At 71.3% G+C, this 16,031-nt stretch carries 16 protein-coding genes; 13 read left to right on the forward strand and 3 right to left on the reverse strand.

What is annotated here, in order from left to right; all coding sequences use genetic code 11:
- Positions 1-120: 120 nt before the first annotated feature.
- The 7 genes from xylB to HNR67_RS09285 all read left to right on the forward strand — a co-directional run bounded on the left by xylB (position 121) and on the right by HNR67_RS09285 (position 8,318).
- Positions 121-1,521, forward strand: a complete 1,401-nt coding sequence (gene xylB / locus HNR67_RS09255; RefSeq protein ID WP_185001650.1) for a xylulokinase — start codon at positions 121-123, stop codon at positions 1,519-1,521.
- Between the two features lie 137 nt (positions 1,522-1,658).
- Entirely contained in the window at positions 1,659-2,948 is a 1,290-nt protein-coding gene (locus tag HNR67_RS09260) for an ROK family transcriptional regulator (protein ID WP_185001651.1), read from the forward strand.
- Between the two features lie 2 nt (positions 2,949-2,950).
- The gene (gene xylA, locus HNR67_RS09265) at positions 2,951-4,114 is read left to right on the forward strand and encodes a xylose isomerase (RefSeq protein ID WP_185001652.1); all 1,164 of its coding nucleotides are present in this window, start codon (positions 2,951-2,953) and stop codon (positions 4,112-4,114) included.
- 109 nt (positions 4,115-4,223) lie between these two features.
- Complete coding sequence (locus tag HNR67_RS09270; protein ID WP_185001653.1) at positions 4,224-4,532, forward strand: hypothetical protein; 309 nt, start codon at positions 4,224-4,226, stop codon at positions 4,530-4,532.
- 225 nt (positions 4,533-4,757) lie between these two features.
- The gene (locus tag HNR67_RS09275; RefSeq protein ID WP_185001654.1) at positions 4,758-5,978 is read left to right on the forward strand and encodes a M20 family metallopeptidase; all 1,221 of its coding nucleotides are present in this window, start codon (positions 4,758-4,760) and stop codon (positions 5,976-5,978) included.
- Positions 5,975-7,261, forward strand: a complete 1,287-nt coding sequence (locus HNR67_RS09280; RefSeq protein WP_407645121.1) for a M20 family metallopeptidase — start codon at positions 5,975-5,977, stop codon at positions 7,259-7,261. Before HNR67_RS09275 ends, HNR67_RS09280 begins: the two co-directional genes overlap by 4 nt.
- Positions 7,262-7,418: 157 nt before the next feature.
- On the forward strand, positions 7,419-8,318 hold the full coding sequence (locus tag HNR67_RS09285; RefSeq protein ID WP_185001655.1) for a hypothetical protein: 900 nt from the start codon (positions 7,419-7,421) through the stop codon (positions 8,316-8,318).
- A 73-nt stretch (positions 8,319-8,391) separates the two neighbouring features.
- Here HNR67_RS09285 and HNR67_RS09290 read toward each other — a convergent pair whose 3' ends face one another.
- Complete coding sequence (locus HNR67_RS09290) at positions 8,392-8,853, reverse strand: gamma-glutamylcyclotransferase family protein (RefSeq protein WP_185001656.1); 462 nt, start codon at positions 8,851-8,853, stop codon at positions 8,392-8,394.
- A 135-nt stretch (positions 8,854-8,988) separates the two neighbouring features.
- Here HNR67_RS09290 and HNR67_RS09295 point away from each other — a divergent pair, with 135 nt between their 5' ends.
- The 6 genes from HNR67_RS09295 (at position 8,989) to HNR67_RS09320 (ending at position 13,519) form a co-directional block, all read left to right on the forward strand.
- Positions 8,989-10,392 (forward strand): NAD(P)H-quinone dehydrogenase, encoded by a 1,404-nt coding sequence (locus HNR67_RS09295; RefSeq protein WP_185001657.1) that lies wholly within the window; start codon positions 8,989-8,991, stop codon positions 10,390-10,392.
- Between the two features lie 100 nt (positions 10,393-10,492).
- Positions 10,493-10,807: a hypothetical protein gene (locus HNR67_RS09300; RefSeq protein WP_185001658.1), complete on the forward strand. Its 315-nt coding sequence runs from the start codon at positions 10,493-10,495 to the stop codon at positions 10,805-10,807.
- A complete protein-coding gene (locus tag HNR67_RS09305; protein WP_185001659.1) occupies positions 10,804-11,508 on the forward strand; it encodes a hypothetical protein in 705 nt (234 codons plus the stop codon). Before HNR67_RS09300 ends, HNR67_RS09305 begins: the two co-directional genes overlap by 4 nt.
- Positions 11,509-11,543: 35 nt before the next feature.
- Positions 11,544-12,098, forward strand: a complete 555-nt coding sequence (locus HNR67_RS09310; protein WP_185010399.1) for a class F sortase — start codon at positions 11,544-11,546, stop codon at positions 12,096-12,098.
- 178 nt (positions 12,099-12,276) lie between these two features.
- Positions 12,277-12,900 carry a hypothetical protein gene (locus tag HNR67_RS09315; protein WP_185001660.1) on the forward strand — a complete coding sequence of 208 codons (624 nt, stop codon included), beginning with the start codon at positions 12,277-12,279 and terminating at the stop codon, positions 12,898-12,900.
- Entirely contained in the window at positions 12,881-13,519 is a 639-nt protein-coding gene (locus HNR67_RS09320) for a class F sortase (protein ID WP_312986853.1), read from the forward strand. Before HNR67_RS09315 ends, HNR67_RS09320 begins: the two co-directional genes overlap by 20 nt.
- 102 nt (positions 13,520-13,621) lie before the next feature.
- On the opposite strand, the gene glpK is transcribed toward HNR67_RS09320, so the two are convergent.
- Both glpK and HNR67_RS09330 read right to left on the reverse strand, forming a co-directional pair.
- The gene (glpK, locus tag HNR67_RS09325; RefSeq protein WP_185001661.1) at positions 13,622-15,142 is read right to left on the reverse strand and encodes a glycerol kinase GlpK; all 1,521 of its coding nucleotides are present in this window, start codon (positions 15,140-15,142) and stop codon (positions 13,622-13,624) included.
- Positions 15,143-15,172: 30 nt separating this feature from the next.
- Positions 15,173-15,910 (reverse strand): MIP/aquaporin family protein, encoded by a 738-nt coding sequence (locus HNR67_RS09330; RefSeq protein WP_185001662.1) that lies wholly within the window; start codon positions 15,908-15,910, stop codon positions 15,173-15,175.
- Positions 15,911-16,031 lie beyond the last annotated feature (121 nt).

Consider the following 16,031-nt stretch of genomic DNA (forward strand, 5'->3'; position numbering starts at 1 on the left):
TCGGTCGGCTCGGGCTGGTCGGAGGGGGTGTCAGCGGGTGGCACAAGGTCCATTTTGCACGCTCGGCCGCTCGGCCGGACGGTGGCGCGCTCCTCCGCCGACAGCGCATGATGCCGCGCTATGGCACTCACCATCGGCATCGACTCCTCGACCCAGTCCACCAAGGCCCTCGTGGTGGAGGCCGAGACCGGCCAGGTCCTCGCCCAGGGCCGCGCCGCGCACCCGGACGCCACCGAGGTCGATCCCCGGGTCTGGCTGGCGGCCTGCCGGGACGCGCTCGCCCAGGCCACCGCCGAGCTGCCGGGGCCGGTCAGCGCGCTGGCGGTGGGCGGGCAGCAGCACGGGCTGGTCACCGTGGACGCCGAGGGCGCGCCGGTGCGGCCCGCGCTGCTGTGGAACGACCTGCGTTCGGCCCCCGAGGCGGCCGAGCTGGCGGCCGGACTGGGCGGGCCGGGGGAGTGGGCGCGGCGGACCGGCTCGGTGCCCGGCCCGAGTTTCACCGTGACCAAACTGGCCTGGCTGGCCCGGCACGAGCCCGCGCTCGCCGACCGGGTGGCCAGGGTGCTGCTGCCGCACGACTGGCTGACCAGCCGGCTCGCCGAACCCGGTCAGCTCCCGGCGACCGACCGCGGTGACGCCTCCGGCACCGGCTACTTCGCCCCGGCCACCGGGGAGTGGCTGCCGGAGATCCTCACCGCGGCCTTCGGTCGGGTGCCGGAGCTGCCGCGGATCCTCGGACCGGCGGAAAGCGCCGGTCAGACGCCGGAGGGCTGGCTGCTCGGCGCGGGCACCGGGGACAACATGGCCGCCGCGCTCGGCCTGGGCGCCGGGCCGGGGGACGTGGTGGTCTCGCTGGGCACCTCGGGCACGGTGTTCGCGGTGGCCGAGCACCCGGCCGCGGACGCCAGTGGCGCGGTGGCCGGGTTCTGCGATGCCACCGGCCGCTACCTGCCGCTGGTCTGCACGCTCAACGCGGCCAGGGTGCTCACCGCGACCGCCCAGCTCCTGGGCGTTGACCTGGCCGAACTGGACCGGCTGGCGCTGGCCGCGACGCTGGGTGCTGGCGGGCTGGTGCTGCTGCCCTACCTGGACGGCGAGCGCACCCCGGACCTGCCGAACGCCTCCGGCACGCTGACCGGGCTGCGCCGGGCCAACATGACCCCGGAGAACCTGGCCAGGGCCGCGGTCGAGGGCATGCTCTGCGGGCTGGCCGACGGGCTGGCCGCGTTGCGCGCGCACGGGGTCGAGGTGCGCCGGGTGCTGCTGGTCGGCGGCGCGGCCCGCTCGGCCGCGGTGCGCGCGGTCGCGCCGGGGCTCTTCGCCGCGCCGGTGGAGGCGCCCGAGCCCGCTGAGTACGTCGCACTGGGCGCGGCCCGGCAGGCCGCCTGGGCCGCGGCAGGCACCGCGGAGCCGCCGGTGTGGCAGCTCCGGTCCGAGCCCTGCCCGGCCGCGAACCCCGACGATTACGCCGAGGTCCGCGCCGCCTATTCCACCGCCAGGGGTCAAGTACACGATTACTGATGGACTGAACGGGTGATCCACTCTTCAGCGGGGTGACGTGCGGCCGTTCAGCCGATAGGCACTCAGGGCGGGGTCAGGTTGACCTGCGGCCGTCGGAGTCTTAGTTTGACTGGGCAACAAACGAATCGAGGTGCAGGGTGCAGGGTCCGGACCGTCCCGCCGACCATGCCGGGTTGCGCAAGGCGAACCTGGCCCTGGTGCTTCGTGCGTTGCGGTCCGACGGGCCGCAGTCCCGCGCCCGGCTGGCCCGGATGACCGGGCTCAACAAGGCGACCATGTCCAGTCTGGTCGCCGAACTCGAGCAGCGCAGGCTGGTCCGGCTCGGCGCCGTGGTCGGCGGCGCCATCGGCAGGCCGGGGCAGCTGGTCGAGCTGCGCCCGCGCACGGTGTGCGGCATCGGCCTGGAGGCCAACGTCGACTACGCCGCGGTCGCCGTGCTCGACCTCTCCGGCGACCTGGTGCTGCACCGCAGGGTGCCCACCGACGTGGCCGGGCTGGGCGCGGTCGGCGCGATCGACCTGCTGGCCGGCCTGGCCGCCGAGGCCCGCCGCACGGTGGAGGCCATGGGCGGCTGGGTCGCCGGGGTCACCGCCGCGGTGCCCGGCCTGGTCGACGTGGACGGCGGCGTGGTCCGGTTCGCGCCCAACCTGCGCTGGCGGAACGCGGCCGTGGTCGATCAACTCAGCGCCAGCCTGGACCTGCCTGCCGGGCGGATCGCGGTGGACAACGACGCCAACCTGTCCGCGGTGGCCGAGCACGTCACCGGGGTGGCCGCGGGCGCGACCGACCTGCTCTACCTGACCGGCGAGGTCGGCGTGGGTGGCGGCGTGATCGCCGACGGGCGGCTGCTGCGCGGGGCCACCGGGTTCACCGGCGAGGTCGGGCACATGCCGCTGGACCCCTCCGGCGCGGACTGCGGCTGCGGGCGCAAGGGCTGCTGGGAGACCCAGGTCGGCCTCGGCGCGCTGCTGCGCTCGGTCGCCGAGGAGGGCGACCCGATTCGCGATCCCTCGCTTGACCTGGAGAAACGGCTGGCCACCATTGTCAGCCGGGCCCGCGAGGGGGACAAGCGCACGCTGGCCGCGCTGGAGCGGATAGGCGCCGCGCTCGGCGTCGGCGCGTCCATCCTGGTCAACATCCTCAACCCGGCCGCGGTGGTGCTCGGCGGCTACTTCGCGGTGCTCGCCGACTGGCTGATCGCCCCGGCCGAGCGCGAGCTGACCGCCAGGGTGGTCGCCACCGGGGCCGAACAGCCCGGCGCCTGCCGCCTGCTGCCCTCGGACCTCGGGTTCACCGCGGCCGTGCGCGGCGGCGCGTACGCGGCCATGGAGCACGTGCTGACCGACCCGACGCTGGCCCCCGTGCCCGCGCCGGGCAACCGCTGGGAACTCGTCCCCGCACAGTCCACAGTGGACAGCCGGAGGTAGTCGTGAGCACTGATCCGTATCGGCCGCGGCCGGAACACCGCTTCAGCTTCGGGCTGTGGACGGTGGGCTGGCGCGGCAACGACCCCTTCGGCGAGCCCACCAGGCCCGCGATGGAACCCGAGCACGCGCTGGGCAGGCTGGCCGAGCTGGGCGCGTGGGGGGTGAGCCTGCACGACGACGACCTCATCCCGTTCGGCGCGCAGGACGCCAGTCGTGGGCGACTGCTGGACCGCTTCCGCAAGGCGCTGGCCGACACCGGGCTGGCCGTGCCGATGCTGACCACCAACCTGTTCACCCACCCGGTGTTCAAGGACGGCGCGTTCACCGCCAACGACCGCGACGTGCGCCGGTTCGCGCTGCGCAAGACCCTGCGCAACCTGGACCTGGCCGCCGAGCTGGGCGCCGGCGTGTACGTGCTCTGGGGCGGGCGCGAGGGCGCGGAGACCCCGGTGGCCAAGGACGCCAGGGTCGCGCTGGACCGCTACGCCGAGGCGGTGGACCTGCTCTGCGGGTACGTGCGCGAGCAGGGCTACGACATCCGGTTCGCGCTGGAGCCCAAGCCGAACGAGCCGCGCGGGGACATCCTGCTGCCCACCATCGGGCACGCGCTGGCCTTCATCGAGCGGCTGGCCCATCCCGAGCTGGTCGGGGTGAACCCGGAGGTCGGGCACGAGCAGATGGCCGGGCTGTCGGTGACGCACGGGGTGGCCCAGGCGCTGTGGGCAGGCAAGTTGTTCCACATCGACCTCAACGGCCAGACCGGGCCGCGCTACGACCAGGACCTGCGCTTCGGCAACGGCGATGTCAAGGCCGCCTTCCACCTGGTCGACCTGCTGGAACGGGCCGGGTACGACGGTCCGCGGCACTTCGACTTCAAGCCCGCGCGCACCGAGGACGAGCACGGCGTGTGGGCCGCGGCGGCCGCCTGCATGCGCAACTACCTGATCTTCGCCGAACGGGCCGCCGCCTTCCACGCCGATCCCGAGGTGGCCGCGGCCAAGGAGGCGTCCCGGATCAGCGCACTGGCCGTGCCCACCCTGCTGCCGGGGGAGGACCTGGCCGGACTGCGTGCCGAGTCCTTTGACCCGGAGTCGGCGGCGACGCGCGGAATGGGCTACGAGCGACTCGATCAGTTGGCACTCGATCACCTGTTCGGGGTGCGCTGAACTCACGATCCGCCACCAAGATCCCCGGGTGGGGTGACCATCGACCGGGCGACAGGGCATGCTCTTCTCGACGGTGCACACATGGTGCGCGCTTGTGGAGGAGGCGACGATGCGAGGTCGGGCCAACGCGGTGGTAGCCGCCCTGCTGGGCGGGCTCGCGCTGCTGGCCACGCCGACCGCGGCCGCCGCGGCCGAGCCGGTGGCCGTGGTCCGGGTGCTCGCGCAGCAGCAGCCCCCGAGTTCGCCGAAGCCGAGCGGCACGAGCCCGTCCTCGACCAGCACCGCGCCGCCGATCACGCCGGAACAGCAGGCCGACAACGAGCGTCGGGTGACCATCGCGATCATCGCGGTGGTGCTGCTCGGCATCGTTTTTCTCGGGCGGAAATACCGCAAGAAGTGGGGTAAGAGCGCCGGGTGACCCCGCTCTGACCTGGTATTTTGGCCAGCCGGAAGAAACGCTGTCCGGATAGGAACCCCTTCGTCCGCATTGACTGTGGTGGAGTGGGCACGTTCGGATGGACGGGACCGGGGTACAGCCAGACCGAAGGGCACGGCTCCGCTCGGCGCAGCGAACCAACCGCCAGGCGGCTCGTTGTCGATCTTTGGATCTTGGCCAAAACGGGTAGTGCAGGATTGGATGCAAATGAGTACCGACACCAAAGTCCAGTGCCGCTCCGCCGTCGAGCGGTACTCGGACGCGCTGGTCGGGCTCTCCCGGAGCATCCACGCCGAACCCGAGCTGGCCTTCGCCGAGTACCGCAGCGCCGACAAGGTCGCCGAGCTGATGGGCCGCGAGGGCTTCAAGGTCGAACGCGGCACCTCGGGCCTGGACACCGCGCTGACCGCCACCTATGGCTCTGGTGAGCTGGTGGTCGGGCTGTGCGCGGAGTACGACGCGCTGCCCGAGGTCGGGCACGCCTGCGGGCACAACATCATCGCCGCCTCCTCGGTCGGCGCCGCGCTCGCGTTGCGCGAGGTCGCCGACCGGCTCGGCATCACGGTCAAGCTGTTCGGCACCCCGGCCGAGGAAGCCGGTGGCGGCAAGGTGCTGATGCTGGAGCGCGGGGCCTTCGACGACGTGTCGATGGCGATGATGGTGCACCCCGCCCCGCACGAGACCTGCGCCTGCTCCTCGCTGGCCATCACCGACCTCGAGGTCGCCTACACCGGCCGTGCCTCGCACGCCGCCGCGGCGCCGCACCTCGGCGTGAACGCCGCGGACGCGCTGACCGTGGCCCAGGTCTCCATCGGCCTGCTGCGCCAGCACCTGGAGCACGGGCAGATGGTGCACGGCATCGTCACCCACGGCGGCGCCGCGCCCAACATCGTGCCCGCGCGCACCGCCGGGCTGTTCTACCTGCGAGCCGAGAACATGGACTCGCTGAGCCACCTGGACGAGCGGATCCGCCGGTGCTTCGAGGCCGGCGCCGTGGCCACCGGCTGCGCGCACGAGATCACCCAGGTGTCCCCGAACTACGCCGAGCTGGCCCCGGACCCGTGGCTGGCCCTGGCGTACCGCGCTGCCGTGACGGAACTGGGCCGGGAGCCGTTGAGCCCCGCCGAGGAGGCGAACCGCCAGACCGGCAGCACCGACATGGGCAACATCACCCACGCGTTGCCCGCCATCCATCCCACGATCGCCATCGACTGTGGCAGTTCGGTGAACCACCAGCCGGAGTTCGCGGCCGCCTGCGCCTCGCCCTCCGCGGACAAGGCGGTGCTGGACGGCGCGCTCGCGCTGGCCTGGACCGCGGTGGCCGCCGCCTCGGATGATGCCCAGCGAGCCCGGCTGCTCGCGGACACCGCTGATCGTGTGAACAGCCGCGTTGCCGTGCCAGCCACGGCAGGAGGTTTTGAGGCGTGACAGTCCTGGATTCCCGACCCGGCCCGCCCTTCGGACCGGAGTCCCGCGGACCCATCGACGTGCTGAGCCCCGGCTCCGGCCGCACCATGTCCACTGTGGAGGATCTTGGCGCGGGGCGGGGACCGTCCTGGCTGGACAAGTGGCTGGGGAAGAACCTCGGCCAGGTGGTGGCCTGGCGGCGGCAGATCCACGCCAACCCCGAGCTGTCCCGCAACGAGCACAACACCACCAAGTTCCTCTTCCGCGAGCTGGCCAACGCCGGCCTGCGGCCCCGCGTGCTGCCCGGCGGCACCGGCCTGATCTGCGAGGTCGGCAGCGGCTCGCGCTGCGTCGCGCTGCGCGCCGACATCGACGCGCTGCCGCTGACCGAGGACACCGGCCTGCCCTTCGCCTCCACCGTGCCCGGCGTCTCGCACGCCTGCGGGCACGACGCGCACACCACCGTGCTGCTGGGCACCGCGCTGGCCCTGGCCAGTGCCGATTCGCTGCCCGGCCGGGTCCGGCTGATCTTCCAGCCCGCCGAGGAGGTCATGCCAGGCGGCGCGCTGGACGTGCTGGCCGCCGGTGGCCTCGACGGGGTGGAGCGGATCTTCGGCCTGCACTGCGCGCCGCGGCTGCAGGTGGGCAAGCTGGGCACCCGGATCGGCGCGATCACCTCCGCCAGCGACCTGCTGGAGATCCGGCTGACCTCGCCCGGCGGCCACACCTCCCGCCCGCACCTGACCGCCGACCTGGTGCACGGCCTCGGCACGCTGATCACCAGGCTGCCCGAGCTGCTCACCCGCCGGGTCGACCCGCGTTCGGGCACGGTGCTGGTCTGGGGCGCGGTGCACGCCGGCGACGCGGCCAACGCCATCCCGCAGGACGGTCTGCTGCGCGGCACCCTGCGCACCGGCGACCGGGACACCTGGGCCGAGCTGGAGCCGGTGGTCCGCGAGCTGGTCGGCGCCCTGCTGGGCCCGCTGGGCATTGGTTTCGACCTGCTGCACCGCCGCGGCGTGCCGCCGGTGGTCAACGACCGGGAGAGCACCCGCCTGCTGCGCACGGCCACCCAGACCGCGCTCGGCGAGGACGCCATCACCGGCACCGAGCAGTCCTCGGGCGGCGAGGACTTCGCCTGGTACCTGGAACACGTGCCCGGCTCCTTCGCCAGGCTGGGCGTCTGGTCCGGCCAGGGCCCGCAAAAGGACCTCCACCAACCCACCTTCGACCTCGACGAGCGCGCCCTCCCAGTAGGCATCCGCATCCTCACCCAAGCCGCCCTCGACACCCTCCAGTCCTAACCCCCCACTCGTGTTGGCCGAACTCGTACGGTGAGTTGGCCGAACTCGTACGGGGTCTTGGCCGTTGTGGGACGGAGTTGTCCACAACCGGGCAGTTATCCACAGCTCGTCGATCGACGCCTGGCCCGCACCCCGGGTCAGCGTCGATCGTCATGCCATGCCCACGACCATCCCGCTCCCCGTCCCCTGTACCCGCGCGCAGGCCGTCGCCGCTCTCGGCGAACGCGGCCTGCGCACCGCGCTGAACTCCGGCTGGCTGACCCGGATCTGGAAAAACCTGTTCGTGCCCGTCACCCGTGCGCACGACCCTCGGACCAGGGCCAGGGCGGCCCTGCTGCTGGCTGGTCCGGAGGCCGCGCTGAGCGGGCCGACCGCCGCCGAGGTGTACGGGTGGACCCCGTTGACCAGCTCAGCCGTGCACATCACGGTGCCGTACTCGCGCTGGGCCAAGAACCGGCCGGGGCTGGTCGTGCACCATGACCGGTTCACGCCGGAGGACGTCGTCGTGCTGGATGACCTGCGGGTGCTCGCCCCGGAGTACGTGCTCGCCGAGTTGCTGTGCGGCCGGTCGCACCGGGACGGGTTCGCCTGCACCGATCAGGCGCTCCGATCGCTGCCGCCGGGGCTCCAGGAGGAGCTTCGGCAGGAGATCGACACCCGGTTGCGGGCCAGGGACGATCACCGAGGGGTGGGGCGGGCCCTCCTGCTGCTCGAGCTGGCCACCGGGCTGCCGGAGTCACCCGCGGAGAGCCTGATGCTGCTGACCCTCGTGCTCGACGGCCAGTTCCCGATTCCGGATCTCCAGCACGAGATCCTGGACCTGGACGGCCGGGTGGTGTGCAGGCTGGACTTCGCCTGGCGGCGGCACCGGATAGCGCTGGAGTACGACGGGTTCGAGGCGCACGAGAACCGGGCCGAGCAGGATGCCGATCGAGACGAGCGGATGGCAGGGCGGGGTTGGCTCACGGTGCGGGCCGGTGCGCGGGACCTCCGGTCGCCGGAGGCGCTGTTCGGGCGACTCCGGGCGGCCTTCGAGAGCAGGGAACGGCCAACATGAGGTCCACAACGGCCAAGACCCGGTACGAGTTCGGCCAACACACCGTACGAGTTCGGCCAACACTCGGGTGGGGTTAGTTGTTGCTGTTGGGGCCTATGCCGTTGCAGGGGCGGGTGCGGAGGTCGTTCACGTAGTCGGCGGGGGCTCCGGCTGCTTCGGCGGCGTCGGCGACCACGCCTACGTAGCGGGCTGAGGGGAGGCCGCCCTCGTAGGCGTCCAGGACGTAGAGCCAGGCCAGGACCGAGCCTTCCAGGGTCTGGACCCGGAGGCGGATCTTTTTGTAGAGGCCCAGTTCGGCGCCTTCCCAGCGGTCCAGGCGGTCCTCGTCGTTGTTGACGTCGTAGAGGACCACGAAGACCTGGCTGCCGGGATCCTCGACGATGGTGGAGAGCGCGCCCTCCCAGCCGAGGTCTTCGCCTCCGAAGGTCATTCGCCAGCCGACGAGCCACCCCGTACCGGCCATCGGCGAGTGCGGAGCGCGCTCCGTCATCTGGTCCGGATCCATGTTGGACCCGTAAGCGGCATAGAGCGGCACGGCCCTAGCCTAGCGACCCGCTCGCGCCATCGGGACGCGCCGTGCGCACAGCCTCCGAACTGACCCCGGACGGGTAGCGCGTACGGTTGGACCCGCCGACAACCTGACCGCATCACCCACCACAGGAGGACCCCCGTGACCCGCATCGTGATCATGGGAGGCGGGCCGGCCGGATATGAGGCCGCGCTGGTCGGCGCCCAGCACGGAGCCGACGTCACCCTGGTGGAGAGCGACGGCCTCGGTGGCGCCTGTGTGCTGTACGACTGCGTGCCCTCCAAGACCTTCATCGCCTCCGCGGGCGCCCGCTCCGCCTTCCGCAACGGGCCCGAACTCGGCATCAACACCGGGGACGGCCCCATCGGCGTCGAGCTGCCCGTGGTGCACGGACGGGTCAAGGGGCTCGCACTGGCGCAGTCCGCGGACATCAGGGCGCGGGTGCAGCGCGAGGGTGTGCGGATCATGAACGGGCACGCCCGGTTGTGCGATGACGCGCCTGGGCTGGCCCAGCACCGGGTGGCGGTGCGTGGGGCCGACGGGTCGGTGGAGAAGCTGGCCGCCGATGTGGTGCTGATCGCCACCGGCGCCAACCCGCGGATCCTGCCCGGCGCCCAGCCCGACGGCGAGCGCATCCTGACCTGGCGGCAGATCTACGACCTGCCGCAGCTGCCCGAGCACCTGGTGGTGATCGGCTCGGGTGTCACCGGCGCCGAGTTCGCCTCCGCCTACACCGAGATGGGCGTCAAGGTCACCGTGGTCTCCAGCCGGGACCGCATCCTGCCGCACGAGGACGCCGACGCGGCCGCCGTGCTGGAGGACGTGTTCACCGAGCGGGGCACCGCGTTGTTCAAGCACGCGCGGGCGGACAAGGTCGAGCGGACCGCGGGCGGGGTCAAGGTCTTCCTGGCCGACGGCCGGACCGTGGAGGCCAGCCACGCGCTGATGACCGTCGGCTCGATCCCGAACACCGCCGACATCGGCCTGGACAAGGTCGGCATCGAGGCTGGCCCCGGCGGGTTCGTGCCGGTGGACCGGGTCTCCCGCACCACCGTGCCGGGCATCTACGCCGCCGGTGACTGCACCGGACTGCTGATGCTCGCCTCGGTCGCGGCCATGCAGGGCCGGATCGCGATGTGGCACGCGCTGGGCCAGGGCGTGCAGCCGATCAAGCTCAAGACCGTGGCGGCCAACGTCTTCACCCACCCGGAGATCGCCACCGTGGGCATCAGCCAGCAGGCGATCGACGCCGGTGAGGTGCCGGCGCGCACGATCATGCTGCCGCTGGCCACCAACGCGCGGGCCAAGATGGAGGGCCTGCGCCGCGGTTTCGTGAAGCTGTTCTGCCGCCCGGCCACCGGTGTGGTCATCGGCGGCGTGGTGGTGGCCCCGGTGGCCAGTGAGCTGATCACGCCGATCGCGCTGGCGGTGCAGAACCAGCTCACCGTGGAACACCTTGCCTACACCTTCTCGGTCTACCCCTCGCTGTCCGGTTCGATCACCGAGGCCGGGCGCAAGCTGATGCGGCACGACGACCTGGACTGAGCGGACTCCAGGCACCAGGTCTCGACCTGGTCACCGCGGACAACGGATACCGGCACTCGCGCGTGTCCCCTACATCACTCGCTGATGAGGGAGGCACATCATGCGACACGCGCGAGTGCCGGGGTTACTGACGACTACCGCGGCTCTGGCCACGGGTCCGGCCGAGTCCCCGGCGTTCACCGCGCCCGCCCCGTTGCACCGGAGGGCGGCCGGCAAGGCTGAGCTGATCGGCGCCGCCACCATCCGGCGGGACGCGGTGCCGGGTGCGCACAAGCTGTCCTTCTACTGCGGCCCGAGCCGGTACAGCAAGACGATCACCGTGCTGGACAAGGACAAGCCCGCCCCGCCGCCGGGCCCCGGCCCGGTGGTGGTCAAGCCCAAGGGCGGCGTGGAGACCGGAGGAGGTCTGTCATGAGGGCACGAGGCATGGGGGTGCTGGCGGCCGCGGCGCTGCTGACCGGGCTGGCCGCGGGGCCCGCGGTGGCGAGCACCGAGCCGGTGCTGCACCTGCCGACGATCTACCTGGGCAGCGAGCACATCCCGCTCAACGTGGTGTGCCCGGAGCAGGACTGGCAGCCGGTGCGCTCGACGCTGTTCACCGAGCCGGTGCGGCTGGCCTCCTACCCGGCCAACCCGACCTGGGGCTTCGGCACCGGGTACCTGGCCAAGGGGCTGACCGCCGGGTCCACGCACGCGGTCAGCTTCGGCTGCGGTGCGGTCAGCCGCACCCTGCGGGTGACCGTGCAGCCGCCGGAGACCATCGGGCAGGCGCGGTTGCAGGTCAGCCCGTCCGCGGGCCGGGTCGGCGACAAGGTCAAGGTCGTGCGGACCTGCTACAAGGCCAACAAGCCGAACACGGTGCCGGTCTCGGCCGCGCTGGAGCCGATGACGCACTGGACCGGCACCGCGTCCGAGCAGACCTTCGAGACCAAGGTCAGGGCCGGGGTGAAACCCGGTCGCTACCAGGTGTCGTTCCGCTGTGGTGGGACCGGTCGTACGGTGTTCTTCATCGTGGAGGCCCCGCCCGGCCAGCAGCCGCCACCGCCGGTGAACGGCGGCCAGGTGCGGATCAAGCCGGTGGGCGGCGTGGAGACCGGAGGGGGTGAACCGGCGTGAGCAAGGTCGGTGTGGCCGGGTTGTCGCTGGCCGCGATGGTCGTCCTGACCGGCTGTGGTGCGCCCGCGCCCGCAGCGGGCCCGCCGCCGTCCGCACCGGCCAGCAGCAGTGCGGCGGCGCCCGAAGTGGCCGTGCTGGCCAAATCCACGCCCACCAGGGTGCGGGTGCCCAGGATCGGCGCGGACTCCAGCCTGGTGTCGCTGGGCCTGAACAAGGACCAGACCGTGCAGGTGCCGCCGGTCACCCAGCCGATGCAGGCCGGGTGGTACGACGGTGCGCCGACGCCGGGGGAGAAGGGGCCAGCGATCGTGCTCGGCCATGTGGACGGGGCCGGGAAACCGGGCATCTTCTACAAGCTGCGCGATGTCGCGGTGGGCGATGAGATCCTGATCGACCGGCAGGACGGGAAAACCGTCCGGTTTGTCGTGCACGAGACCCAGCAGGTCGCGAAGAAGGGTTTTCCCACGGACCGTGTTTACGGCGACACGGACCGTCCGGAACTCCGCCTGATCACCTGTGGCGGGGTATTCGACAAGGGTGCGCGCAGTTATCAGGACAACATCATCGTGTATGCAACCATGGTCGAATAGTCCGCGTAGGACGTTCGATCAACGTCGGGGTTGCCTGGCTTCTCGAAGAATGGCCATCTGGTCATAGGTCGCTGACCAGCGCCGATCCAGGCAACCCAACGACGGCCCTGGCGTCTTAGGTGGTGTGGGCAGGCGAACTGCCCGCCATTGGACAAGTCGGGGAATAGGGGTAGTAGCAATGGGTATTGGTCGCATTCTTGCCGCCGGTTCCGCACTGGGTGCGACCGGCGTGCTCATCGCAGCGCCGATCGCGTTGGCCGCGGTTCCGAGCATCAGCCTGTCCGCCACGGACGTGCGTCCGGGCAGCCGGGTGGAGATCACCACCGAATGCGGACTCACCTCCAACTTCCGCGAGCCGAGTGCCGCGGTGCTGGAGAACGTGAAGCGGGTCAGCTACGACGGCAAGACCCTGATCGCCAAGTGGTCGGCGAATGTGAAGAAGGACGCGCAGCCCGGTCCGTACGAGGTCTCCTTCGCCTGCCAGGACCAGACCAGCAACGCCAAGTTCGCCGTCTCGGCCACCGGGACCGAACCCACCAAGCCCACCGAGCCGACCGTCCGGCCCACCACGTCCAAGCCGGTGCCGTCGAGCACCTCGGTCCGGCCGAAGCCGAGCACCACCGCGCCGACCACCTCCACCAGCGCGAAGACCCCCAAGGGCGCGCCGGAGACCGGTGGCGGCGGCACCGCTGACGGCGGTGGCGAGGGCCTGGCCATCGCCGGTGGCGCGGTCGCGCTGGCCGCCGGGGCCGGCATCGGGGTGATGGCGCTGCGGCGGCGTCGTGCGTCCGCGCAGGGCTGAGCGGCGGGGCGGGCGTGTCCTCGCCGCGGTCCTGTCCGTACTGCTGCTCGCCGTCGGGGCGGTGCTCATCAGCGGTGGCGCACGGGATCTCTGGGGTGACGTGTTCGCCGAGGCAGCCCACGATCCCGGCGGCCAGCCGGTCGCGGGCACACCGGGCAAGCCCATGCGGAAGTCCGACCCGGTCTCCATCGAGATCCCCAAGATCGGGGCCAGGTCCTCGCTGAGCAAGCTGGGCCTGAACAAGGACGGCACCGTGCAGGTGCCGCCGGTGAGCCAGCCCATGCAGGCGGGCTGGTACTCGAAGGGCCCGACGCCAGGGGAGCAGGGACCGGCGGTGATCCTCGGGCACATCGACGGGGCGAAGAAGCCGGGCATCTTCTACAAGCTGCGCGAACTGAAGCCAGGGGACGAGATCCTGGTCAAACGGGCCGACGGCAGCACCGCGAAGTTCGTGGTGCGGCGCTCGGCGCAGGTGCCCAAGAGCGACTTCCCGACCGATGAGGTCTACGGCAACACCACCAGCCCGGAACTCCGGCTGATCACCTGCGGCGGCAGTTTCGACCGCGCCGCGGGCAGCTACCGGGACAACACCATCGTCTACGCCACGCTGGTGGCCTGAGACCCGCGCTGAAGCGCCGGCCCCCAGCGGTGACTTCGGTGCGACAGAACGGGGCGTGCCCAGGCGGCACGCCCCGTTCTCGCGTTCAGCCAGTCCGGTTGGTCAGTCGGCCTCGACCCAGTCGAAGGTCTTGGTGACCGCCTTCTTCCAGTTGCGGTACTGCTTGTCGCGGTGGGTCTCGTCCATGGCCGGGTCCCACTGCTTGTCCTGCGCCCAGTTGGCCCGGATGTCGTCCTCACTGGCCCAGAAGCCGACCGCGAGACCGGCCGCGTAGGCCGCGCCCAGCGCGGTGGTCTCGTTGACCACCGGCCGGATCACCGGCACGCCGAGGATGTCCGCCTGGAACTGCATGAGCAGCTCGTTGACCACCATGCCGCCGTCGACCTTGAGCGAGGTCAGCGGCACGCCGGAGTCGGCGTTCATGGCGTCGATGACCTCGCGGGTCTGGAAGGCGGTGGCCTCCAGCGCGGCGCGCGCCAGGTGGCCCTTGTTCACGAACCGGGTCAGGCCGACGATCGCGCCGCGCGCGTCGCCCCGCCAGTACGGCGCGAACAGGCCGGAGAAGGCGGGCACGAAGTACGCGCCGCCGTTGTCCTCAACGCCCTTGGCCAGCGGCTCGATGTCCGCGGCCGAGCTGATCAGGCCCAGGTTGTCCCGCAGCCACTGCACCAGCGAGCCGGTGACCGCGATCGAGCCCTCAAGGGCGTAGACCGGGGCGTTCTCGCCGATCTTGTAGCAGACCGTGGTGAGCAGCCCGTTCTCGCTCATCACCTTCTCGGTGCCGGTGTTGAGCAGCACGAAGTTGCCGGTGCCGTAGGTGTTCTTGGCCTCGCCGGGGGACAGGCAGGCCTGGCCGAAGGTGGCCGCCTGCTGGTCGCCGAGGATGCCCGCGATCGGCACCCCGGCCAGCACGCCGCGCTCGCGCACGTTGCCGTATGGCTCGGAGGAGGAGCGGATCTCCGGCAGCATCGCCAGCGGGATCCCCATCTCGCCGCAGATCTCCTCGTCCCAGTTCAGGGTGTCGAGGTCCATCAGGAGCGTGCGGGAGGCGTTCGTCGGGTCGGTGTAGTGCAGACCGCCGTCCGGGCCGCCGGTCATGTTCCACAGCACCCAGGTGTCCATGTTGCCGAAGAGCAGCTCGCCCGCCTCGGCCCTGGCCCTGGCGCCCTCGACGTTGTCCAGGATCCAGCGGATCTTGGGGCCGGAGAAGTAGGTGGCCAGCGGCAGGCCGGTGCGCGAGCGGTAGCGCTCCTGGCCGCCGCCGAGCGCGGCCAGCGACTCGCAGATCGCGTCGGTGCGGGTGTCCTGCCAGACGATCGCGTTGTACACCGGCTTGCCGGTGCTCTTGTCCCACACCACCGCGGTCTCGCGCTGGTTGGTGATGCCGACCGCGGCGATCTCGGAGTTCTGGATGTCGGCCTTGGCCAGCGCGCCCCCGCACACCTTGCGGGTGTTCTCCCAGATCTCCTCGGCGTTGTGCTCTACCCAGCCTGCCTTGGGGAAGATCTGCTCGTGTTCGGTCTGGACGGCCGAGACGACCCGGCCGGAGTGGTCGAAGACCATGCAACGCGTGGAGGTCGTGCCCTGGTCGATGGCGGCCACATAGCGCTTCTCAGCGGACATGATGCTGCTTGCCTTTCGTGTGGACGTTGATCAGGCCAGTGCGAGGGACAGGAGTCCGGCGAGCACCGCGCCGATGAGCGGGCCGACGACGGGAACCCAGGAATAGCCCCAGTTCGCGCCGCCCTTGCCCTTGATCGGCAGCAGCGCGTAGGCGATCCGGGGGCCGAGGTCGCGGGCCGGGTTGATGGCGTAGCCGGTCGGGCCGCCGAGCGAGGCGCCGATACCGACGACCACGAACATCACCGCGGCGTAGCCAAGCGCGGAGTTGCCGAACTGCGGCACGCCTTCGGCGGCGGCCTTGGCACTGGGGCTCAACAGGATCCACAGCACCAGCACGAAGGTGCCGATGACCTCGGTGACGGTGTTCCAGAACTTGTTGTCCACGGTCGGGCCGGTGGAGAAGATGCCGAGCGTGCCGCCGGGGTCGTCGTGCGTGTCGAACTGGAGTTTGTAGGCCAGCCAGCAGAGCACCGCGCCGATGAAGGCGCCGAGCAGCTGGGCGCCGAAGTAGACCGGCACCAGTGCCCAGTCGAGTTTGCCCGCGGTGGCCAGACCGAGGGTCACCGCCGGGTTGAGGTGCGCGCCACTCGGGGCCGCGATGCTGGCGCCGGCGAAGACCGCGAAGCCCCAGCCGAAGTTGATCAGCAGCCAGCCGCCGCTGTTACCCAGTGAGTTCTTCAGCACGGTGTTGGCCACCACACCGGCGCCGAGCAGAATCAGCACCGCGGTGCCGATCAGCTCCCAGACGAAGATTGCTCCGCTGGACATGCGCGTCCTCCCTCAGTCCGCTCCATTGCGTCTGAGGTCGGGAACGTAGTCCTGGGCCGATCAACTGTCTACGGTAGAATTCGAAACGGGACAGTTTCGTTATTACTGTCAGTGCACGTGG

The organism is Crossiella cryophila, from assembly GCF_014204915.1.
Classification (GTDB): domain Bacteria; phylum Actinomycetota; class Actinomycetes; order Mycobacteriales; family Pseudonocardiaceae; genus Crossiella; species Crossiella cryophila.